Here is a 24,188-nt window from a genome sequence, read left to right on the forward strand (position 1 = left end):
TTATTCATAATAATAAAATAGATTATTCGTAATAATACTTCATGCGAGTACAATATTTCACGACGATGAAAAAAAATGACACATGATTAGGATAAAATCTACATCATTCCAACCCATCAACCGATGATTAGCATGACAGATAACTCAAAAAATAATCTTAGAAAAAAACTGAATACATGTGCTGTGCTATGCAGTACAAGAACATCACTAAAAACATTGCTGTTACCAATCTCTATTGGTTATACAGCCTACGCTACAACATTATTAGGAATGATTGATACTTCATGAGGAAATATTGGTTTGCTTTTGCATAAAGTAGTATCGCACTAATCGCATGAGGGAGCTGGTACAATAACTAATTACTATATTAAAATACTATATTAATGTACTTGTAACATAATAACTATTCCTATCATATCTTTAACGCACCTATCCTCGGCGCTCTCTTGAGATACTAAATTTTTTTGGAAGAACTCACCACGTCATATCATCATTTCTTTTTCAATAAGAAGTATGAGTACATGGATAACTTTAATATGTATTTCCTGAATACGATCAGCATAACCAAAATGCGGAACACGGATGATTACATCCGCCATACTACTGATATCGCTAGTCTCGCTCCCCGTCAACAGTACTATTTTCATTCCCAGTACATAAGCAGCTTGCACTGCTTTTAGTATATTTTTTGAAGTCCCGGAGGTTGATATTCCAAGTAAAATATCTCCTGGCTTTCCTACAGATTCAATATAACGAGAGAAAACGTAATCATAGCCAAAGTCATTACTTACGCACGAGAAATGGCTAATGTCTGAAATAGCAATTGCCGGATATCCTGGACGACTTTCACGATAACGACCAGTCAATTCTTCTGCAAAATGCATGGCATCACAATGAGAACCGCCATTTCCGCAAGATAATACCTTACCTCCTTTTTTAAATGCATCAGATAGCAATACAGCAGCGAACTCAATTGCCTCGATATTCTTTTGGTTGTTTAGAAAAACATTAAGTATTTCTAATGCTTGACCAAGTTCTGCACGAATAATCTCTTGATACATCAAGATACCCCTTATAAAAAAGTTCAGCTAAGTACCTTGCCTAGTCTAACAGCAACACCAGTAATATACTAATTACTTCAAGAAAAACCAATGACCTATGTTCCAATAGAGTTTACAATGCTTATACTACTGATATTAAAAAATTTTAAACATTAAGAGACTCATCTAGTGTCATATTAAAGTCATGATAGATCTATCACGAATACATAAAAATCTCTACAAAAAATCATGATAATAGCACATGACTATAATATTACTTAACATGTCTTAGTGTATAAAACAATATAGATAATCATCTGTTATAAAGCGCACCATACGGTTTATTTAAAGATCACACGAACTTAGTATGGTCTTTAAATCAAATGTGGTATTAAATTTAGCACTCACGATTGTTCTCATCATCGATCAGTGAATATACTATGAGATCTTTAGTCTGTGAAAAACAGCATAGACATTAGAAAAACATAGATACATATAACTTCTTACCCTACAAGATAAAATGATAGGAAGTAAAGATGAGTGGAAAGACGATCAGCATTTCGTTACGAAAGCTACATTTCTATTAAGGTAGTTATTACATTGATGAACGACATATGAAGTAAATTTCATTTACGAAAAACAACACAACAGGTTATACATGAGCTGGATCGAACGAATGTTCCATAAAAAAAAGATAACTTCTTCACGTAAAACACATATTCCTGAAGGCGTATGGACTAAATGTAACAGCTGCGGGCAGGTTCTCTATCGTGCTGAACTAGAACGTAATCTACAAGTGTGCCCAAAGTGTGATCATCACATGCGCATGCACGGCCGAGATAGGCTGCATAGCCTATTAGATTCAGGATCGCTTAGTGAGCTTGCTGTTGAACTAGAACCCAGGGATATACTCAAGTTCCGCGATTCTAAAAAATACAAAGAACGCCTAATATCTGCTCAACAAAAAACTAGTGAAAAAGACGCACTCATAGTGATGAAGGGGATGATACATGGTATACCAGTAGTTGCAGCAGCATTTGAGTTTTTCTTTATGGGTGGATCTATGGGTTCTGTAGTGGGAGCACGATTTGTACGCGCTGTGGAGCAAGCTATCAAGGATCATTGTCCCATGATATGTTTTTCATCATCTGGTGGAGCACGCATGCAGGAAGCATTGATATCTTTAATGCAAATGGCAAAAACAAGTGCAGCTCTAGCAAAGTTACAAGAGAAAGGTCTGCCATATATTTCGGTGCTTACAGATCCAACAATGGGTGGAGTATCTGCGAGTCTTGCAATGCTGGGAGATCTAAATATTGCTGAACCAAAAGCGCTAATTGGTTTTGCAGGTCCGCGCGTCATCGAACAAACTGTTCGCGAGACATTACCAACAGGGTTCCAACGTAGTGAATTTCTTATAGAGAAGGGAGCTATTGATATGATCTTACGTCGCCCTATGATACGATTTAAACTAGCTTGCATACTTTCCAAAATGATGAATATTCCCCCACCGCCAGTAGATATGCATAATGTTGTACCGCCTGAAAAATGATTATATACGATATAATCTCATTATCTACTGTACTCTAACCGCTGGATTCTTCACAAATATAAAAATGGATAAATCACCTCAAGCTGCATCACCACTAAATACATGGTTACAGTATCTTGAATGTTTGCATGCTCAAGAAATTGACCTTGAACTAAAACGCGTTAAGCATGTAGCATATATACTTAATCTTCTCACTCCTGCTCCCATTATATTTACTGTTGCTGGTACAAATGGAAAAGGTACTACTTGTCGAGCTATAGAAATGATATTATTAGCAGCGGGATACAAAGTGGGAGTTTATACGTCTCCGCACCTGATACGTTATGCTGAACGTGTACGTATTTGTGGAAAAGAGCTGGCAGATCTAGAGCATACTAAAGCATTTTCAGTTATTAACATAGAACGTTCTACCACTTCATTAACTTATTTTGAATTTGGAACGCTAGCGGCTCTATGGTTATTTAAACAGGCCAACCTAGATGTAGTGATATTAGAGGTTGGGCTAGGTGGGCGTTTAGATGCTACAAATATCATTGATTCCGATATTGCTGTTATAACTACTATTGCATGTGATCATACAGCTTTCTTAGGGGAAAACCGTGAAAGCATTGGTCGCGAGAAAGCTGGTATATTTCGTAGAGGAAAACCGGCGGTGGTTGGCGAACCAAATATGCCCTATACGATCAAGGAAGTAGCTAAAGAAAAAAAAGCACCACTATATCAATGCAACCATGATTGGTTTTATTCTATTATTAATCACCATTGGATTTTTAAAGATCAAAAAGGTAGAATAGAAAACCTTCCTCTCCCGCAAATACCTATAGGAAACGCTGCTACAGCCCTGGCAGCTATACGTGCCTCCTCTATCCCGATTGACGAAGTCATCATACAGCGCACGCTTCATTTGGTTACCTTACCCGGACGATTTCAAATCGTTTCTGAAGCACCTAAGGTAATCCTAGATGTAGCACATAATCCTCATGCAGCACAATACCTAGCAGAAAAAATCATGGATATGAAGCAAGCATCACGAATACATGCAATAGTTGGTATGCTACACGACAAAGATATTGCTGGTACGCTATCCTATCTTATACCACAGATTGATTATTGGTACTGTGCCTCACTCAAACATCCACGGGGCAGTAGTGCTTTGTATCTGATGTCTTATCTGAAAAAGGCAAAATGTTTTTCTTCAGTCTCTCACGCATGGAGATATGCGCTCATGCAAGCTAAAATAAAAGATATTATCCTTGTTTTTGGTTCTTTCTACACTGTCTCTCAAGTAATGAGAGAAACCAATAATAAAAATAGTCAACATACATAAAAATGATGCCATATCAGGCCGCTCACTAGTAGTCTTGACTATATGTTAATATCTTTATGAGAGTATGATGATATATGAGATATGGTGATAATAACTCATAGGTTGTGATTCAACATTATTTTATTATCATCAAATACAAACAATACAAGATGTATGTTATTTTAAAACCCTAAGCGTACTGTTCGTCTTGAAAATTAAATCTGCCATTCTCACCGCTGCCTAGCGCTATCTCTCATTAAAGATGTATATAATTATTGTCATGAAAAGTCGAAAATTTTTGCGACAAGAGTTTTATGTTTTTTACATTTGCAGTACAGTATTCGCTATTCAATATATACCGCAAAATAAAATATTTATACATTCACATAACTTGCTTAATAAAATACAACACCACAAAACTATATGAAAATATCGTGTATTCAGATGCTTTTTATTTAATAATGAAAATAATTATGCATTAATTTGTACTATAATACGCACCTGTATGATGCATAATATTATTATAATAGGTAATATTTTTAATAAAAGTGCGTTGTCTGTGTTTGAAACACTAATGAAATATGTATATCTTGTATATTTAAAATTTTAAGTAAGTAACTGGGCGTGGAGTTTATTAAGTGAGAAACATCATTGTATATTACAATATTGAATCTTCTATGAATTTAAAAGTACCATCACAGAACTCTATACCAAAAAATAACGCATTGCAAAACAAATAGATTATGCATATTATAAAATATACAGAAATTTTCTATTGATAGGATCTTATTATTAATACTGTAGCAAGAACCATTCATAAGCAATACTTTTATACTGATCGCAGTAACAATATCTTCTGATGTATCCTACCTAAAATACTAAAATGCTCAACATCATAAATTAAGGATATAGAATAAATGCGTATCATTCTACTCGGGACTCCTGGTTCAGGAAAGGGAACTCAAGCTCAATTTATTGTGAATAAGTATGGTATTCCAAAAATATCCACAGGCGATATGCTACGTACGGCAGTTAAATGTAACTGGCGATATGGAGAAAAAATAAAAAAGATAATGGATGCAGGAAGGCTAGTAAGCGACGAGATAGTGATCGCGTTAGTAAAAGAACGCATCTGTCAAACAGATTGTAGTATGGGTTTTTTATTAGATGGCTTTCCACGCACACTTCTTCAAGCGCATGCCCTGCAAGCATCTGGTGTTAAAATTGACCATGTTTTAGAATTGTGTCTTTCAGACGAATTAGCTATGCGCCGAATATCTGGGCGTCGTATTCATGAACGATCCGGGCGTATTTACCATGTAAATTTTAATCCACCAAAAGTAAATGGTAGAGATGATATAACTGGCGAAATATTAAGCATTCGCGAAGACGATCAAGAAGAAGTTGTTTACAAAAGATTAACTGCATACCATAAAATGACCGTACCTCTTACCCTTTTCTATGGTAAAGAAGCAGAAAATGGGTACATGAAATACCATCAACTGGATGGTAGTAAATCCGTAACTCAAATTTATGAGGACCTCACTTGTATTCTCAGTGAGAATAATACAAACCTATGAAATTTATTGCTCTATTGAATCATATATGACAAAACCAAATCATGATCATCATCATATCTCAAGGAGCTTGTATGTGCAGGAGTAATTAAATATCACTCAGACCAGTAGGTGCCGCTATTGTATTAACCTTTAGTACATAATGCAAGAATGATAGCATTCCATGTGTACCATACGTACTCTCTGTCATAAAACAGCTCTTTGTTCTGTTCTATATCGATAATGCGACTATATATTACTAATTGTATCTAAAATATTTTGGTATGTAGTATAGGTATAGTATAGATATAGATATAGGTATAGGTATAGGTATAGGTATAGGTATAGGTATAGGTATAGGTATATTTTCTATGTCATTTAGGTGATATATATAGTACTGCTTACACATCATTACCACTTTCACTAAACTCTAGATTAGTGGAATACTATTAGTAAATATATTTTGTGCACTCATAACATATATCCATAGAAAGTTTGTAGTAATTATTACACTGATAGTAATCAATACATTCGAAACAACAAGGCTGCCTGCTTCATTATTCTATCAATATATCATATGCTTACAAGAATTTTCTATTACTAAGAATTCGTATCTTAAAAAACATGAATGTAATGTAGCTTACATGTAAATTGCATACGCTATCTTTAGTATAATATGATATTTTTGATAAACATGCGAAATACTATACTATAGGGTGACAAGTTTAATAATTTTACTTATTTGTGCATATTATATATGCTGAAAAAACGAGCTATACATTATTTTTACTTATTTTGAGAGTATTTATCTTTCTTATATGGTGCATAACACGCATATATATGTGATATTCTCAAGCCTATATTATATATATCAAGATACTGTCTTTTAACTACAAATACCTCCGAGGGTTATATAATATTTATTACTATAACTATCCTAAAATATTATTTTTATAGAAAAAACGTCAGTATGTCAACACATCATAATCATTAAGAATATATTTCTTTTATAGAAAAGTTTGATCTTTCAAGAAAACATTAAGGTCACTACTAATGTGTTCTAAAGGAGCATGAAACTGATAAAATGATAGCTCCAGTTACTTATCGTGTTTTCATCTCGTTGTATGAAGTATAAATCTACCTATAATCATAAGAAATATAGCATCTCATTAATCAAAATAATCATTCATAACACGAATATATTCATATAACTATTGAATTATCGTGACAATGAACATGTAACAAATTATAAGAGCATTATGATGTATTGGAGTAACCAACCAGTATCATATGCTGAATCGTTATCATATCAATATGTATACAATATATCAGCATTGTATAACGCTTTATTTATCATCTTAGATTTATACAAAGAGTAAGAACATCTTTTTAAGACTCTTAATATTCGATCCATATTTCTGGTCACTATATGAATCTAGTGATAGATTTTTAGATGCATAAAATCACTACATACTTCTCAAGATAGTCTTGTAGACTATTAGTGTTATTAATACAAGTAAAGTTATATCGATCAGGCTAAAAATACACTACATGGTATCTTACATCACGAAATGAAAAAACAGGTTTTCTATATCGCAGGATTTTTCGTACTCATACATAATATAAGACAAGAATGGATTCTCCTGTTACGATATATTAAAGAATATGATATCTTTTGACTGAGTTTACTTTCGATTACTACATAATTATGATTTTTACTCATATGAAAGAGGAATGATTATTTTATGCAGGAATTCCTTCGTGGTATACGTTTTTTGAGTTTCGTGATTTACAATATACCTATGTTAGGAAGCATCTTCTAAAATGTACCATATTTTATTACTTTTTCATCATTTTATTTTTTTGGCAGATTCTGCCAAGCATGGTTATATGAAATTACTTTTGATAATTGAAGAAGTTTATAGGGACTTAAACGGGCTGTGTATCATTGGACTATACATACATCTATTGAAAATTATTGATAGTAATATGATGCTATTGTGAGCATAAACCCAATGGAAACTATACCTTACTGGTACTTTAACCGTGCGCAATGGACGGCATGTCGTGACTCCATACCCATGACTCTTTCAGAGAAAGATATAACAAGATTGCAAGGAGTGAACGAAGATCTATCTATCAAAGAAGTAGAAGAAATTTATCTCCCACTAGCTCAATTAATTAGCTATTATATTAATGCTTATGTACAGCGCCAAATCACGGTGACAAACTTCCTCGGCAGATTCGGCCAAAAAGTTCCTTATATTATTAGTATTGCTGGTAGTGTTGCGGTAGGGAAAAGCACCACGGCTCGCGTGCTACAAGCATTACTCAGTCAATGGCCAAAGCATCAATACGTTGAATTAGTAACCACTGATGGATTTCTATATTCAAATGCTGTTCTTACAGAACGTGGATTAATGCAGCAGAAAGGGTTTCCTCTTTCCTACGATATTAGTCGTCTAATACAATTTGTATCAGATATTAAAGCAGGTTCTTATCAAGTTACCGCACCTATTTATTCTCATATAATGTATGATGTCATTCCTGCTTGGAGCAAAATAATCCAACAACCTAATATTCTTATATTAGAAGGTTTAAATGTTTTACAGAATCACACAGACAACCATTGTTATGCTCATCAAGTTTTTGTATCAGATTTTGTAGATTTTGCTATTTACGTTGATGCCTCAGATGATTTACTACAAAACTGGTATATCAGTCGTTTTTTAAAGTTTTGTAACACGTCTTTTATACACCCAAATTCTTTTTTTCATCATTACGCAAAATTATCTGATACAGAGGCCACTAATATTGCTAGAAACATATGGTATACTATTAATTACCAAAATTTAAAAGCGCATATTTTACCCACACGTGAGCGTGCTCACTTGATTATAACTAAAACCTCTAATCATGCGGTTGCCTCCATAAAATTAAGAAAATAATTTATAAATATAAGATTGTTACTGCGAATACTTGTTAGTATAAGGCATGCATCGCATCTGTAAGTACCTATAGTTTTTATAGAATTACTTAATTATGCAGCATTATTAACAGATACCTGCTCTAATATAGTGCTATTATTCCTCAATAAAAATGAGAAGCTGTGCTTAGATATAAATAGCAAAGATACTTTCGCTAATCATCATTAGCATTGCAGTTAACCTTACCAGATGAGCTCTATGAAAATAGAGTATACGTAATTCTACGAATAATATAATACTATTATTTCTATATGTCACAATGGCGTTTCAGAGGCGATTCTGAGAATGAAAGCTGTGTAATCCAATACATGGATATAAAATATTTTTACTCACCTCTATGATTTTGTTCAAGTAAACATATAGTTTAGCATAAGGAATAGTAAAATGCGCCTATCATTTAAAAACATTTGGATGAGCATCATGTGCTATGACATCTCGGTTAACCAATCATACCATTATCTGTATTTATATGACTTTCGCAAACACACTTTCCATACTTACTGCAGCTGGCGTAATATGAAAGAATAAAATTCTTTTGGAGATCGTATGTTACACTATCATTTATTTTTATATAAGCTATATTCCATGTAAGTAATACCATTTATTTGTAACCTACATCTTAAAATAAGATGTACATCCCTGGCTAAATCATAGCTATACGACAATATATTTAGTATCCGCTATTATTCTACAATAGCCCCGATTGATAGATAATATCATTTATTAACAATATGTTTTGTGAAGATAGAATTTAATTGTATGGATCCATAATATGCATGATATGTATGGTATTTTACACGCCACTAAAAATTTTATTAATCTAAACTATAATGAAAAAAAATATTTTCTATTATGGCGTATAATAGAAATATTATAATCGACACTTATATAAGTATAAAAGATACTATCAGTATAGTGATGTAATCAACGATAAATTGAAGTATCTTGTTTGACATTCGCTATACATGTAAAGTACATTACTGTATTGTTCACCACCAATGCTATCATCCTTTATAATTGTTCTATGCTTTTCTTATAGAAATCTCTAACTGATGTTCTATAATCATAAAGATTATATCATATATTTCTGACATGACTAGAGGTGATGCTGATCGTATATATATCTGAGCAAATTATAAAGAAAGTAATGACATGTGATTCTATATATCATATAATGAGCACTGATTGAATTATTTTTAATTCTTTTACCCCTGTCCGCCACTAAAACATGCACCACATTTCACTATAAAAGGTGCAAAAAACATAAAATTGATATAGAATTGCTTTCTATATAATACTTCTCTGAAAGAAGGATCTGTTGATACATACTTTCATATAATACTTAGTCTTTATGCCATATGGAGACTCATGTAAATACCTTTTATATTGTATATTATATTTTTATGAGTGATCCACATTATATTAATAAGGGTTCTGTTAATGACGATAAAAATCGATAACATAATTGCATAATATGTCTATGATTTTTATTCCGTTCTTAATTGGCTGATTAGAAATGGATTACTGATCATCAATAATAAATACAGTGATGACGTATGTGTTATATATTCATATTATGCAGTATATAAATATTTCCTTAATACTATAGATTCCATACCACACAATCTGCATTAACCTATTTACTCTAAATAATTGCAGGTGTGTATCCTACATATAATGATATGTTTTCATAAAACACATCACTCATGATATTAGTCGCATCATAATACATGTCTTACATTTACCAAACATATAAAATATAAGAACACAGAAAACCTAAAAACACTTGACGCAATACAAGTATAGTAGATAGTTAATTCCATATCATAAGGACACAGAAAACCTACATTACAGAAAATTTTTACAAATAACTCCGTACCTAAGAGTTATGATTGCAGTATTTATACGCTCTATAGATAAAAGTTTTTCCGGAGACCCATTCTCTAGCAAGAATGCACTCCATGATTAATGTGTATCTCCTTCTCTGTATGCTCTTTAATGTAAACACACATATCTATTATTCCACTACTCTAGAATCTATGTGGTCATACTCCTCGATCAGCATTACAATAGTGACGCAATAAATGAAATATTATTGTCTATAATAAAAATATAAGGTGTATCGTGAATAATAATTCCAAAAATTCTTTGCCCCCACTGTCGCATACAATGCAAAAATTACGACAATATCCTGAGCAATACATAAATAATAAGCTTCAAGAGATTTATAGTTTACCAGATAGTGTTCAAAAAAACCACCGTATAGCCGCCAATCAACAACTAGTCTATTTTAATCAATGCTCTGTTGATTATGCTAACCGTCTAAAAAAAAACATAAGACACTTAGATAAATGGGCAAAAATACAACATATTGAATGCTATCGTATTTATGATCGTGATCTACCAGACCACAGAATAGCAGTGGATCGTTATAAAGATTGGATTGTAATTCAAGACTACACACAATTAAAATATATGAATGACTGTAATCTACCTCAGAAATTATTAAGTGTCATTGCAACTACTATAGATATCCTTAAACAACCATCGAATAAATTGGTGATAAAAACTCGCACAAAAAAACAAGGAAAAACTCAACAGTATAACAAAATAAACCAAGATGGTAATTTTTTTATCGTTACTGAATTTAATACAAAGTTATGGGTTAATCTCACCGATTATCTAGATACTGGTGTGTTTCTTGATCACCGGATTGTACGTAAAATGTTAGGTCACATGAGTAAAGATAAAGATTTTTTAAATTTGTTTTCGTATACTGCTAGCGCTAGTGTGTATGCTGGTTTAGGTGGAGCCAAGAGTACTACCAGTATTGATATGTCACGGACATATCTTGCATGGGCTGTACGAAATATGTTACTAAATAATCTCTCTGGCCAACAACATCGACTGCTACAAGCTGATTGCTTATCGTGGTTGTATGACACTAAAGAAACATTTGATCTGATCTTTGTACATCCCCCTACTTTTTCTAATTCTAAAAGAATGAAAAAAAGTTTTGATATACAAAGAGATCACTTAGAATTACTATTTAACCTAAAAAATGTGCTGCGTACAAATGGCAAGTTAATATTTTCTAATAATAAATACGGGTTTAAAATAAACCTGTCTGCATTACATGCCTTCGGGCTTATCGCTACAGATATTACCTCAAAAACACAACCAAAAGATTTTAACCATACACACTCTATACATCAATGCTGGATTATCACACATTCTGCGTAGGTATTAAGAATAATTATATTCATTACATATTATGTATTAAATAATCATTCTTTTTTCTAAAAAAAACATTAAAGCATAACACTCAGAAAAATAAATAGACAAAATTCATAAGGTATAAACATTATAATAAAAAATTATTACAAGAATGTCAATATAAAGATTGTTGCTAACTCAATATTATCAGTAATATATTAACACTTTTATATCTTTTATGTTATGTATGAAACGACTAAGCAATAATAGTATCAATCTACATAGATTAACTCTTTATACACAAATATTTTTTAAAAACTTATTTATTATGCATAATATTTTGTGAATCACACTATGTGTTTCATTGCACGTATTATCTCAATCTTTTATAATAGTATTAACAACATGTATATATTGTAAATCGACAAATATGATTACGTGCAGGCATATTGTAACATTTAATTTTATACAAAAATAAAAGTCATGACTAATATATATGTATGACAAGAAGATCGGAAGATCTTATATACAATACAGTACAACTGTAATACAAATGATCTCTTGCAATGGTACATATTCTATGATACGCAATTCTATTCAAGTACAAATTGTTCTTATTGTCATAATCTCTTACTCTTAGTAGATATGGTGAGTCATTGACCAATGATCTGAATGGTAAGAAGTTAAATACAATAATTTATTTTGTTATCCTATATTTCATAAATATGTATTTTAATTCACTATTACGCAATGAATGACAATCTCATTCAGAATATAGTCCTTTCTATAATCATAATAAAAAACACAACATTTACACTCTTTTAAAAACATAAAGTACATCAATATTTATTGATAGCATCAATGCTTACTTGCATGAAATGCATTACATTGCTACTGGATGAATATCAATAAGATATATATCTAATGCAATTTTTTCAAAAAAATTTTCAATCTGATTATCCTTTACATATCGCCTTTCGCACAGCTAATAATCAAAAAGCAAAAAAAGATACGATTTCTCCAGGATATGAAGTTATAACTGTATACCTTATTATATATGGTACATTGATTGTCAACCCATAACAGCAAAAATGTGCTTAGGTATTTTTTATTTATCAAAAATGATAAAATAAGAATGGTACACAACTGCTGCATACCAAAAAATCGAAAAACTCATGCATAAGGTACACTATTTTAATCTTTTGGTTTTAAAAATCCTTTCTGCACATTTTCGCGTAACCCATGGATACACGTGCAATGCTAATTAACCAAATAAAAGAAAAAAGAAGCGTAACTGCCCATATACCATAATTACCAACACGCGCATAAGGTGTTAATCCGGCAGTCGGGATGACCTTTGCGGTGAGAACGTCAGATTTGAATTGCGGTATTGTATGCGTCACTTTCCCAGTTGCATTAATAATAGCTGTTATACCATTATTTGTACTATACAATAATGGTCTTCCTAGCTCTAGTGCACGCATTCGTGCCATTTGCAGATGTTGCCATGGACCATTTGAATCTCCAAACCAGGCATCATTAGACATAGTTAGTAAAAAATCAGTCTCGAGACGAAAGTTATCACGCATTCTCTGTGTAAGAATAACCTCATAGCATAATACTGGCATTAAGTTATAACCTGCAACCTGTAAATGAGGTTGAATATATTCCCCTCGACTAAACGTCGATATCTGAACTTTAAAACAAGATGTAAGGGAGTGTAGAAAGGAGGCAAGCGGTACATACTCTCCAAAAGGTACTAAATGACTCTTCCGATAACGATTTCTGCTTAAATAGCTATAAGGATGAGTCCCATTACCTATCGCGATAATAGTATTATACATACAATAATTATTATTTTCAAAACGAGCATCTATTATCCCAGTGATTAAAGTAGTACCTAAGATACGCAATTGTGCATCTATGTCCTTGAGAAAGTCCTGTTGATTTCCCTCTAAATCTGGAATAGCAGATTCTGGCCATATAATCATTGATACATTGCCAACATACGGTGCACTAAGTCTAGTGTAAGTATTCAGTGTCCTACTTAAATAATTTCCATCCCATTTAAGTAATGGGAGCGTATTTCCCTGAACTAAAGATACATCTACCGTACGTTCTGGCACTAATATAAACCAAGTCATTGAATGCAGAGGCCACTGCAATAATACTAATATGATCGCAGATACTGCAGCAAGAATTTGCCGTGTTTGTATTGTATACACTATTAGTCCAGACAATATCACTAACAAAAAAGTAATCGCCTCTTCCCCCATTAAAGGTGCTATTCCTTTTAACGGACCATTAATCTGAGTATAACCAAACTGTAACCAGGGAAAGCCAGTCATAATACAACCACGCAGAAATTCAGTAATCTGCCACAATACCGGAGATACAACAATGAGGCGCAGAAACAAACTCTGCGGACATAGAATATTCAGAAGATTAATAAAAATTAGAGGATATAAAGATAGATAAGTCGTTAATATTACCATCAGAAACATGTTAGCTATAGCAGGTAATCCAGAAAACATGTTAATGCTAATATAGATCCAGTGTATTCCAGTGCTAAAAAAACCTAACCCCCACGTAAAAGCAATAACACTAGCATAGCGAGCAGTGCAATTTAACGTTAAAGCTTGCAATCCACTTAATGAAATAAGGGAGGCTAGCCAATAATCATAAGGAGAAAAACTGAGGATGCCTACAGCACCTGTAACAAATGCCAGACATACACGAGACCACGGATGATAATTTTCGGTAACAAGCGTCATTTTATTAAAATATTTAGTGTAAATTCATATCATACTTCATGTCTCATGCAACGTTATGTAATAAATTTGCGACTAATATTTTGTACATTATATGTAGACTGTATATAATAATAGTCTCAGTCCATTTTTCGATAAAAAGTGATTTAAAAGATCATACATAGAATCAGTCATTGTATCGCTTTAAAATGGTATTATCTGAGTAACATCAGCTATTACTATATGTTATGAAAATGATTCATCATTACTGAATCACACCTACAAAGAGATGGTATTATAGTATATCTATCTGATTCATCATTTACCTTAAAACTTTAACCGATGTATTGGATAAATAGTATTGATACCATGCATTGGATATAAAAATTACAACCCTATAAAAGATACTGCTATACTAAATATCCATCTACCATTCCGTTAAAAATACTTTCAATTTTAACTCAAAATAACGATTCAGTCGAATATTCTTGATCATTATTATTCATTTGAATAACTTCACCTTCAGTTATATGAATGATATCACCACCTCGTAGTACATAATTTCAATACTCAATAATTCTATTCAATATTCTTACGTAAAAAAATCAATAATATCATGCAGGTACGCTATGTTATTAAAAATATTGAAGAAAAATAATAGTTTAAATAATGTATTATTAATCCAATATTGATAGATTCCAGACACACGTCTATCAGATATTTTCTAGTATTTCTGGAATCACTGTGATGACTGTTATGCAAGATTTAGAATTAATAAGCATACTCTTCTGTCGTATGTATGCTTATATCACATATCAAGAATCATGAGTTCTGTATCCCTTGCTTCATTAGACAAAAAATATTCGGAATCATTGATCATTAATAGCTGCACTCAAGTATACTCAATCAAAATATATTTTCTGGTGAAAGAACAGCACACTATTAATGATATTCTGCATATAGCTTCATAATAACTGAAAAAGTGCAAAAATTCTTTGCTTTGTGTCGTTTATATATAAGACTGATTTACTGTATACATTCTTTCTCTATAACATATGGATCGGGATAACCTAAGAAAAACATAATTCTTGTCTCTAGTGATTCCATTTGGTCTGCTGTATGCTGCAAATGATGATCATAACCTAAGAGGTGTAACATTCCATGAATAACCATATGCGCCCAATGTGATAGAAGAGACTTGCTTTGTTTAATAGCCTCGAGCTCAACAATTTGACGACAAATAATTAAATCGCCTAGCAGGGCTGTCTCTATATAATCGGGGGGTGTAAAGGGAAAAGAAAGAATATTGGTCGGTTTATCTTGCTTGCAAAACATCAAGTTCAATCTTTGCATTTCTTCTACATCGACTATACGGATCATAACTTCTTGTTTTTTATGATGCACGGGTATTGCTGCCTCTATCCAGCGTACAAAATCAGATTCTATGGGTAAACCTTTGTCACTTTCACAGGCAACTTGCAGATCTAAAAACATTGTATTCCTCGTTTTTATGCATTATCTATGATAAAAAGCTACTGTATCTCTCGTAAGCATATATGAACAAAAGACTTGATAATTCCCAATATCATATCTCCTCATATACATTTTTTCTGAATATTCAATCAAGAATGTATAATATAAATTTCCTATTCAATTTCCTATAATATATAAAAATATTTCAACAGGATCTTGCATAGATGGATTGATGTATCAGATAGCTATTTATAGTTTTATGTACTTAAATATTGATAAAACATTCATAATCTAATACAATCCATTGTAGTATTTAATAAATTTTAACTTCACAAGAAATAGTTACCATAGTAGATTTATGAATACGTCAGCACTTGATCTTACTATGACTTATTGATGTCATTAATATTTTGTATATATTTAATATAATGTTCTCATGTATTTATTTTGTCAAAATGTTGTAAACATATGAGTAATATTAACGGTAATATTTTTAGTTTCACTAGAGTGACTTCAAAATAAGAGCAAGTTTTCTACCGCTATGTCGTCATTTGATAATTATCGTATATTACTATTATTATAAGTCGATGCACTATAAATACAAATTGTTCAATATTAATCGTTCTCTGGCCATAATTTTAATATAAATGTATGTATCTTTAAAGCATTATTCTTATTCTTGCTCCTTTTAGGTTGTTTTAATTCAAATTGAAAAATATTTATGCTGATATAGTCATGCATGGTGTAGAGCGTTATATTATTTCTCAAAATCATGATAGTGATACATCATGTTAAAATAAAGAAAAATATTACATCTAAAAGTAGCTGAACATAAATAATCGATCAAGGGTCGGTATCATGGCTTTAAGGATATGTATATCGTGAAAATATCATTATCACTAGTTAATCTTAAGATACTATGGCGCGTCAATGTCTATGATCAGTAAAAATTGAATAATCCTAATATTGGATCCACATACACCACGCATCATCTATTAAGACAAACTTCCTCGTCGTATCTATTTCTATTATCTACATATTCCACTTCTGAAAATAAATTATTATCCAAACATAGATAAGGCACCTAAAATTTTAAAAACAAAAATCCTTGAAGATATTATCTATAATACAAAATCTGGTATAAATTTCATCGAAAAACTGAACAATATACTGTACTATATGAATCATAGATAATCACAATTGTGAGTCATATAGGTAGATCTTCTTCCTACGAAGATTTTATGATATTATCTCCTATTAGAGTATGATCAAGCAATTCACATTAACCCATAGGGAAAAGTATGTTGCAGCTAACACTTAATGCTATCACGATAGGAGCTAAGGCTCTCGACAAAGAAGACGCTATTTGTCAGGTGGCCACAGCTTTAAATAAAGCTGGCAGCGTTAGTCATAGTTACGTAGATGGTATGTTAGCACGCGAAAGGCAAATTTCTACTTATATAGGTAATGGTATTGCCATACCACATGGCACAGTAGATACTAGAGATCTTATACTTGAAACTGGCATACAGGTATTTCAATTTCCAAAAGGTGTAGACTGGGGCGAAAACCAAACAGCGTATATAGTTATTGGTATTGCAGCTAAATCTGATGAGCATTTGCATTTACTCACTCATCTTACTAATTCCTTAAGTGATGCCAACTTAGATAAAAAAATTCAAAATATCCGCTCAGCAAAAGATTTACGCAACATATTGATAGGAGAATCATCTCCTTCATCATTAAAATTCGATACTTCTCTGATTACCACAGAAGTGACAGCTAACAATATTATGACACTGCAAGCATTAAATGCAGGCCTTTTACAAAAAGCTAATGCGGTAGATCATTCTTTTATTGCACGTGTTATTATAGAAAGACCAACTAATCTAGGGCAAGGAATTTGGATAAACGAAAGCAGTTGTGGAAACTTAGTAAGTGCGATTGCTATAAGTCGTGTGGTAGTACCGTTTACAATTCAAAATCAAACTACTTCTTTATTAATAAGTGTCTCCATGGCTGATGACCAACCATTAGCAATATTAAAGCGCTTGAGTCATTTACTTTTTGAGAATAAAGCTCATCAGCTTTTAAGTGGTAATGCTACCTATATATTCGAAGTGTTAACCAGTGATACATTAGAATATATAGAACCAACAATCACTGAAGAGTTTACGATACATAACGAACATGGATTACATGCACGTCCAGGTGCTGTATTAGTTAATATAATTAAAAAGTTTAACTGCACAGTTAGCGTGATAAACCTTGATGGTAGTGAGAAAATAGCTAATGGTCGAAGTTTAATAAAAATGGTCGCACTAGGCGTAAAAAAGGGCCATCGCTTGCGCTTTACCGCCAGGGGCCAGGAAGCTCAAAAGATGCTTATAGCCGTCAAAGAGGCGATTTTAAGTAGGTTAGGCGAGGAAAAACATGAATAAACGTGTAGCTACTATCACTTTCAATCCAGCCTATGACTTAGTTGGGTATACCTCTCATCTGCAATATGGAAAAACTAATATAATTCGTACTCTGGGCTTACATGCAGGTGGGAAAGGAATAAATGTTGCTAAAATACTCAAAGAATTAGGTGTGAATGTCACGGTCTTTGGATTTCTCGGAAAAGAGAATCAAGAGGGATTTCACAATCTTTTCACTATGACAGGTATTATTAACCGCCTCCAGATAGTAGAAGGGCACACACGTATTAATGTAAAATTAACTGCACCACATGGTGAGCTAACAGAACTGAATTTTTCAGGCTTGACGATAACTCAAAAAGAATGGGAACGTTTTTCTGCAGAGTCTATCGATTGTTTTAGTCAATTTGATATGATATGTGTTAGTGGAAGTCTTCCAGCAGGTCTTAGCCTGTCTTCTTTTACTGACTGGATGCAACAATTGCGTAAACATTGTCCATTTATTGTATTTGACAGTAGTCGTGATCCTTTAATAGCAGGACTACACACAAAACCATCGCTAATTAAACCTAATCGACATGAATTAGAAATTTTAGCTGGCTGCCCTCTACCTACCATTGAAGATGTGATCACTACCGCTTACACCTTACACCAAGATGGTATTGAACATGTAGCTGTATCTCTAGGTGATGAAGGAGCAATATTAATTAACTCTAATGGAGCATGGGTCGCAAAACCACCATCTTGTAATGTTGTAAGCACTGTGGGAGCGGGTGATGCTATGGTAGCTGGACTAATGTACGGATTGCTGATGGAAAAATCTAGTGAATATACTCTGCGTTTATCTACAGCTATTGCTGCGCTGACTGTCAATAAAAGTAGTGTTGGTATGACTGATCTCACATTATTGTGTGCGATGATGAAGCGCATTGATATATATCCTTATACAATACACAAGACTGGAGAGGTATTATGAAAAATATGCTGATGATTGACTCTTCAGTAGGATTAGCTGTACATCATATAGCTAAAAATCTTTTTTTAGAAGCAGCAGAGCGCATGAATCTTCTAATTACTAACGATATAGCAGAAGCTGACTTAGTGCTTATTCTAGGTGCGCAATATCCAGTAGATGAACGACTTAGTGGAAAGTCTGTATATGTGATAGATATAAAACATTTTATGCTAAATGTATCTAATATATTATTAGCGGCGCAAGTTAATGCTCAACCGTATAGTCTGCCAGTCACTACATACACTAACAAATTAGAGCACCCACATAAAATAAAAAAAGTACTCGCAGTCACTGCATGCCCAACAGGCGTGGCACATACTTTTATGGCCGCTAAGGCCATTGATACTGAAGCTAAGAAAAGAGGTTGGTCGATTAAAGTAGAAACACGAGGATCAGTAGGAGCAAGCAATATTATCACTACTAATGACATTACTAATGCAGATTTAGTCATTATAGCTGCTGATATTGAGGTAGATTTATCTAAGTTTATCGGAAAGCACATGTATAAAACGTCTACTTGTTTAGCGTTAAAAAATACAGCACAAGAACTAGATAATGCCTGCCTGCAAGCCGTGCCATATAAACCTCCCAAACCTCAGGCATGCCAAAATGATGAATATGGTAATAATCGCCATACTATTTATCGTCATTTAATGACTGGTGTTTCGTATATGCTACCAATGGTCGTAACCGGTGGCCTTATTACTGCCCTATCATTTGCGATTAGTAGCTCTTTTGATCAATCATATTTCCTTGTCAATACACTTATGCAAATTGGAAGTGGTTCTGCTCTAGCTTTAATGATACCTGTGTTGGCAGGATTTATTGCATTTTCCATTTCTGATCGTCCAGGTTTAGCACCTGGTTTAATTGGTGGGATGCTGGCAGTTCAAATTAATGCCGGTTTTCTGGGTGGGATGATGGCTGGATTTATATCTGGTTATATCGTTAAATATCTTAACTTGCACCTAAAAATACCACCCAGCATGGATTCATTAAAACCACTTGTAATTCTCCCAGTTATAGCTAGTCTTCTTACAGGTCTTCTAATGGTATATGTGGTGGGAACACCAATTGCGGAGATCATGTTGAAACTCACAAGCGTATTGAGTAATCTTGGAACCACTCATGCCATCCTTCTAGGATCTATTTTAGGTGGTATGATGTGTATTGATATTGGAGGACCACTCAATAAAATAGCCTATGCGTTTGGCATAGGGCTCCTTAGTTCACAAACTTACACACCCATGGCTGCTATTATGGCAGCAGGCATGATACCCCCCCTTTCAATGGGACTGGCAACACTGATAGCCCCTAATAAGTTTAGTGGCAGCCAGAAAGAGTTGGGTAAAACTGCTATAGTGCTAGGAATGTGCTTTATCTCTGAAGGTGCTATTCCATTTGCAGCACGAGATCCAATGCGCGTACTCCCGTGTTGTGCTATCGGCGGTGCAATAACTGGAGGTATTTCTATGGCTATTGGTGCGAAACTCATAGCTCCACATGGTGGTCTCTTTGTATTATTAATACCCGGAGTTATTACTCCGGTCGTTGGATATCTTACAGCTATTGTTATAGGAACACTAATCTCTGGCCTATCTTATGCAACCTTTAAGCACACAGAAATCGATCTCTCTTAACTCGGATAACAACGTCTCCAAAACTGTACTTGCATAACACCTAAAAATTAGCGACCTCATTTAGGGATATAGAGACTAACGCTAACAAAAATAATCTTTATGATCTTTGGATAACTGTTCTGCTTTTAACCAGGAAATTTCATTGCTCCAAAGAGCTGGGTTAACTGTTTCTAGAATCAAAGGCATACTATTAAAACGTGCATCTTTCATCAACCAACTAAATGCTGTTAAGCCTATATTTCCAGAACCTAAACTGTGGTGGCGATCCACCCGACTATTAAACTCACCTTTAGAGTCATTAAGATGCAAGCCGCACAAATACTGAAAACCAATAATTTTTTCAAAGTCAGAAAATATCTTAATACAACCATTTTCACTACGCAGATCATAGCCACTTACGAAAGCATGACAAGTATCAATACACACGCCAACACGGGATTTATCTTCCACATCCTCTATAATAGTAGATAGGTGCTCAAATAGAAATCCCAGGTTACTACCCTGACCAGCAGTATTTTCAATAACAATTGTTACTCCTGATGTTTGATTTAGCACAATATTAATAGATTCAGCAATACGTTTTAAGCACTGATTTTCTGTTATTTTTTTTAAATGACTGCCAGGATGACAGTTCAATAGACTTATGTTTAACTGTTGACATCGTAGAACCTCATCTAATAAAGCAGCGCGTGATCTTTCTAATTCATATGATTGAGGATGCCCTAGATTAATCAAATAACTACTATGAGGCATTATTTGTGCGGACGTATAGTTATGCTTAAGACAAGCAAGATGAAATTGAGTAATTGTATCAGTAGTAAGAGGAGGAGAGCGCCACTGACGTTGATTTTTAGTAAAAAATGCCAAAGCTGTAGCCTTTAACTGTGCAGCACGTTCCACTGCATATGCTAAACCACCAGCTATACTAACATGAGCTCCAATATATTTCATAAAACTCATCCTATAAATGAATAAAATAGCCAACTATAGAAAATAGTAAATAACTACACTAAATAAGAAGTATTTATGATACGAATATAGTCATCAATAATATTAATGATGCTTGTTAGCGTTGACGTTAAGCATTATAAGAACAAATATTATCAAATTGTATTTCACAGTATGCCTAAAGCTACTGATTTTCCAAATACACTTTTCTATTCTACTTCAAAACGTATGACTAGATATTATTATGTATTGTCTATCAAAAGCAGGAAATATTTATGTATGCCTTATCTCATTCATCAGATATAGATTGCACAATTCATTATATAAAAACCTAGCACAAAAATAAGCCATATTAATAATAGTGTAAAAATTTATTTGTATTGCACACCACTCTAAATATCATAAGAATATCTAGCCGTTATATGATTGAACCTCCTTATAATAAGATTACATACATACATCACAGAGAATGACAAAAATACTCACCCTCCTTTTTGGTTATATGCAAGTGATACTATGAAACCTATCATATACGCATATAACATTGTTACTATTATATACATGGATGCACACTGATACTATAACTCAATGTATTATGTATTAATATGCATATGCATCATGCTATAACATGACCTTACAACAAACTTATCCACATATATTTTTTTAACATCGATCATAAGAGAGAATTATGCAGTACCTTCTGGTTAGTAATAGATATCATCCTGCAAATATTACAGATTAATCACACAAAGTGCATATAGTGTAATCAATTATATTAATATATAAAAATAAAAAATATATCGATAAAATAGGTGTGCAAACACATGCCCTCTATGGTAATAAGAAATATTTAAAACAATTACAAGGTTATCTGCAATATTGTAGTAATGAGTATTACCTGAGTGATAAATATATATGTATTATCAGCTTCCTGAATTCTCATGATGCTGTTGTATTACTCTTTATGTAACTGAAATAATACCTTTTTTACTCGAGTCAAATATACCAGAAGTTCCTTACCAGTTAAACATGCCATAGAAGGTAGCCTAGCTGTAAGAGGGTTGACAGCTTGATTATTGATCCACGTCTCAAAATGAATGTGCGGTCCCGTTGAACGTCCAGTATTTCCAGAAAGTGCAATATACTCACCACGTTTAACTTTCTGTCCCTTTTTGACAAATAACGTCTTAAGATGCATGTAACGCGTCATATATTGACGACCATGACGTATAGCTATATAATTTCCAGCTGTGTCGCTAAATGTGGACACGATCACCTCACCATTCCCTATAGACAACACTGGAGTGCCAATAGGAACAGCAAAATCGACGCCTTTATGTGGTGCAATACGACCAGTGATCGGATTTTTACGTCGTGGGTTAAATGGAGATGACACACGATATTTTCTAAATGTTGGAAAACGCATAAAACCACTGGTTAAACCAGATCCATTACGATCATAGAATTTACCATCAGCAGCCCGAATAGCATAATAGTCCTGACTTACATTACAAAATCTAACTCCTAACAAATCACTATGCTGTTTTGCACCATTTAATGTTGCATGCATAGTTAATATCTCAAAATAATCTCCATCATGCAATTTTCGAAAATCTATTTGCCATTGTAAAGCTGTAATTACTTCTCTGATTTCCTGACTATTTAACCCAGAGAATTTGGCACTATTAATAAAACTGCCGTTCACAACCACTTTTGTGATCTTCTGATACAACTCACCAGTTCCAAATAATATAGATACTTTAAAACCTTCTTTGGTGCGATCGTAATAACGCTTTTCACTCTGTGATCGCTCCCATATTAAATGCTCTATCTGATGGCCCTCATTAAGTGTCCATGACAATTTTTGCCCAACTTGTAGATGGTGCATCTCTATATCAATCTTAATTAATTGCCTAATATCTACTTGTTCCACATCATATTGGTGAAGTATAGTGCTAAATGCATCTCCTTTAGAAACTATATGTTCATGCGTACTAGTTTCATTAGAGATATCAGTATCTATTTCATCTTTTAGTACATCTTCATCGGGCGATGGACTACTATCATCGATAGGTTCACTATCTTTTGGTAGGAACGCATGAATATGATGTTGTTTCACATAGATAGGCTTAGCAGATATCTTTGTATGGTCAGTGAGATCGAGATTCGGCTGAGCGATAGAAATACTAAGAGGCACCGACATGAGCACACTCAATAGAATACGATGAAAAGAAAATAACTCATAAAATAGTAAACTAAACGCCTTTAGTTGTTTCTGCACGTAC

13 protein-coding genes and 1 pseudogene are annotated in these 24,188 nt (G+C 33.3%); 9 read left to right on the plus strand and 5 right to left on the minus strand.

All coding sequences use genetic code 11. The features are described from left to right. Positions 1–482: 482 nt before the first annotated feature. Entirely contained in the window at positions 483–1,061 is a 579-nt protein-coding gene (lpcA, locus tag ERCILAFE3058_RS01860; RefSeq protein WP_157989769.1) for a D-sedoheptulose 7-phosphate isomerase, read from the minus strand. A gap of 637 nt (positions 1,062–1,698) precedes the next feature. Between lpcA and accD the strand changes: the two genes are divergently transcribed. The 6 genes and pseudogenes from accD (at position 1,699) to ERCILAFE3058_RS01890 (ending at position 12,740) form a co-directional block, all read left to right on the plus strand. Continuing rightward, entirely contained in the window at positions 1,699–2,592 is an 894-nt protein-coding gene (gene accD / locus ERCILAFE3058_RS01865) for an acetyl-CoA carboxylase, carboxyltransferase subunit beta (RefSeq protein WP_157989770.1), read from the plus strand. Positions 2,593–2,656: 64 nt separating this feature from the next. Beyond that, positions 2,657–3,919: a bifunctional tetrahydrofolate synthase/dihydrofolate synthase gene (folC, locus tag ERCILAFE3058_RS01870; RefSeq protein ID WP_157989771.1), complete on the plus strand. Its 1,263-nt coding sequence runs from the start codon at positions 2,657–2,659 to the stop codon at positions 3,917–3,919. A gap of 896 nt (positions 3,920–4,815) precedes the next feature. Further along, positions 4,816–5,478, plus strand: coding sequence for an adenylate kinase (gene adk, locus ERCILAFE3058_RS01875; RefSeq protein ID WP_157989772.1), 663 nt, complete (start codon positions 4,816–4,818; stop codon positions 5,476–5,478). Positions 5,479–7,469: 1,991 nt separating this feature from the next. Continuing rightward, positions 7,470–8,402 carry a type I pantothenate kinase gene (gene coaA / locus ERCILAFE3058_RS01880; protein WP_157990065.1) on the plus strand — a complete coding sequence of 311 codons (933 nt, stop codon included), beginning with the start codon at positions 7,470–7,472 and terminating at the stop codon, positions 8,400–8,402. 2,277 nt (positions 8,403–10,679) lie between these two features. After that, a pseudogene (locus ERCILAFE3058_RS01885) lies at positions 10,680–11,684 on the plus strand (class I SAM-dependent methyltransferase); the annotation flags it as partial. A gap of 897 nt (positions 11,685–12,581) precedes the next feature. After that, positions 12,582–12,740, plus strand: a complete 159-nt coding sequence (locus ERCILAFE3058_RS01890; RefSeq protein ID WP_157989773.1) for a hypothetical protein — start codon at positions 12,582–12,584, stop codon at positions 12,738–12,740. A 125-nt stretch (positions 12,741–12,865) separates the two neighbouring features. On the opposite strand, the gene lnt is transcribed toward ERCILAFE3058_RS01890, so the two are convergent. Both lnt and ybeY read right to left on the minus strand, forming a co-directional pair. Beyond that, positions 12,866–14,431 carry an apolipoprotein N-acyltransferase gene (lnt, locus tag ERCILAFE3058_RS01895; RefSeq protein WP_157989774.1) on the minus strand — a complete coding sequence of 522 codons (1,566 nt, stop codon included), beginning with the start codon at positions 14,429–14,431 and terminating at the stop codon, positions 12,866–12,868. A 1,002-nt stretch (positions 14,432–15,433) separates the two neighbouring features. Further along, a complete protein-coding gene (ybeY, locus tag ERCILAFE3058_RS01900) occupies positions 15,434–15,901 on the minus strand; it encodes an rRNA maturation RNase YbeY (protein WP_157989775.1) in 468 nt (155 codons plus the stop codon). A 1,280-nt stretch (positions 15,902–17,181) separates the two neighbouring features. On the opposite strand from ybeY, the gene fruB reads away from it, so the two are divergent. The 3 genes from fruB to fruA are packed head-to-tail and all read left to right on the plus strand — an operon-like array spanning position 17,182 to position 20,955. Continuing rightward, entirely contained in the window at positions 17,182–18,321 is a 1,140-nt protein-coding gene (fruB, locus tag ERCILAFE3058_RS01905) for a fused PTS fructose transporter subunit IIA/HPr protein (protein WP_157989776.1), read from the plus strand. Further along, positions 18,314–19,276, plus strand: a complete 963-nt coding sequence (gene fruK / locus ERCILAFE3058_RS01910; protein WP_157989777.1) for a 1-phosphofructokinase — start codon at positions 18,314–18,316, stop codon at positions 19,274–19,276. The genes fruB and fruK overlap by 8 nt, the downstream gene beginning before the upstream one ends. Next, positions 19,273–20,955, plus strand: a complete 1,683-nt coding sequence (gene fruA / locus ERCILAFE3058_RS01915; RefSeq protein WP_157989778.1) for a PTS fructose transporter subunit IIBC — start codon at positions 19,273–19,275, stop codon at positions 20,953–20,955. The genes fruK and fruA overlap by 4 nt, the downstream gene beginning before the upstream one ends. A gap of 81 nt (positions 20,956–21,036) precedes the next feature. Here fruA and nfo read toward each other — a convergent pair whose 3' ends face one another. Together nfo and mepM are read right to left on the minus strand one after the other, a co-directional pair. Then, entirely contained in the window at positions 21,037–21,906 is an 870-nt protein-coding gene (gene nfo, locus ERCILAFE3058_RS01920; protein ID WP_157989779.1) for a deoxyribonuclease IV, read from the minus strand. A gap of 952 nt (positions 21,907–22,858) precedes the next feature. After that, complete coding sequence (mepM, locus tag ERCILAFE3058_RS01925) at positions 22,859–24,184, minus strand: murein DD-endopeptidase MepM (RefSeq protein ID WP_157989780.1); 1,326 nt, start codon at positions 24,182–24,184, stop codon at positions 22,859–22,861. Between the last annotated feature and the right edge of the window lie 4 nt (positions 24,185–24,188).

Origin of the sequence: Candidatus Erwinia haradaeae (assembly GCF_900698955.1) — a bacterium.
Lineage (GTDB): Bacteria > Pseudomonadota > Gammaproteobacteria > Enterobacterales > Enterobacteriaceae > Erwinia_E > Erwinia_E haradaeae_G.

Bases quoted from the DNA above. Each gene is read 5' to 3' on its own strand.
- nfo (WP_157989779.1), bottom strand. From the start codon at position 21,906: ATGAAATATATTGGAGCTCATGTTAGTATAGCTGGTGGTTTAGCATAT.
- accD (WP_157989770.1), top strand. From the start codon at position 1,699: ATGAGCTGGATCGAACGAATGTTCCATAAAAAAAAGATAACTTCTTCA.
- coaA (WP_157990065.1), top strand. From the start codon at position 7,470: ATGGAAACTATACCTTACTGGTACTTTAACCGTGCGCAATGGACGGCA.
- folC (WP_157989771.1), top strand. From the start codon at position 2,657: ATGGATAAATCACCTCAAGCTGCATCACCACTAAATACATGGTTACAG.
- lnt (WP_157989774.1), bottom strand. From the start codon at position 14,431: ATGACGCTTGTTACCGAAAATTATCATCCGTGGTCTCGTGTATGTCTG.
- fruB (WP_157989776.1), top strand. From the start codon at position 17,182: ATGTTGCAGCTAACACTTAATGCTATCACGATAGGAGCTAAGGCTCTC.
- fruA (WP_157989778.1), top strand. From the start codon at position 19,273: ATGAAAAATATGCTGATGATTGACTCTTCAGTAGGATTAGCTGTACAT.
- adk (WP_157989772.1), top strand. From the start codon at position 4,816: ATGCGTATCATTCTACTCGGGACTCCTGGTTCAGGAAAGGGAACTCAA.
- ERCILAFE3058_RS01890 (WP_157989773.1), top strand. From the start codon at position 12,582: ATGCAATTTTTTCAAAAAAATTTTCAATCTGATTATCCTTTACATATC.
- ybeY (WP_157989775.1), bottom strand. From the start codon at position 15,901: ATGTTTTTAGATCTGCAAGTTGCCTGTGAAAGTGACAAAGGTTTACCC.
- fruK (WP_157989777.1), top strand. From the start codon at position 18,314: ATGAATAAACGTGTAGCTACTATCACTTTCAATCCAGCCTATGACTTA.
- lpcA (WP_157989769.1), bottom strand. From the start codon at position 1,061: ATGTATCAAGAGATTATTCGTGCAGAACTTGGTCAAGCATTAGAAATA.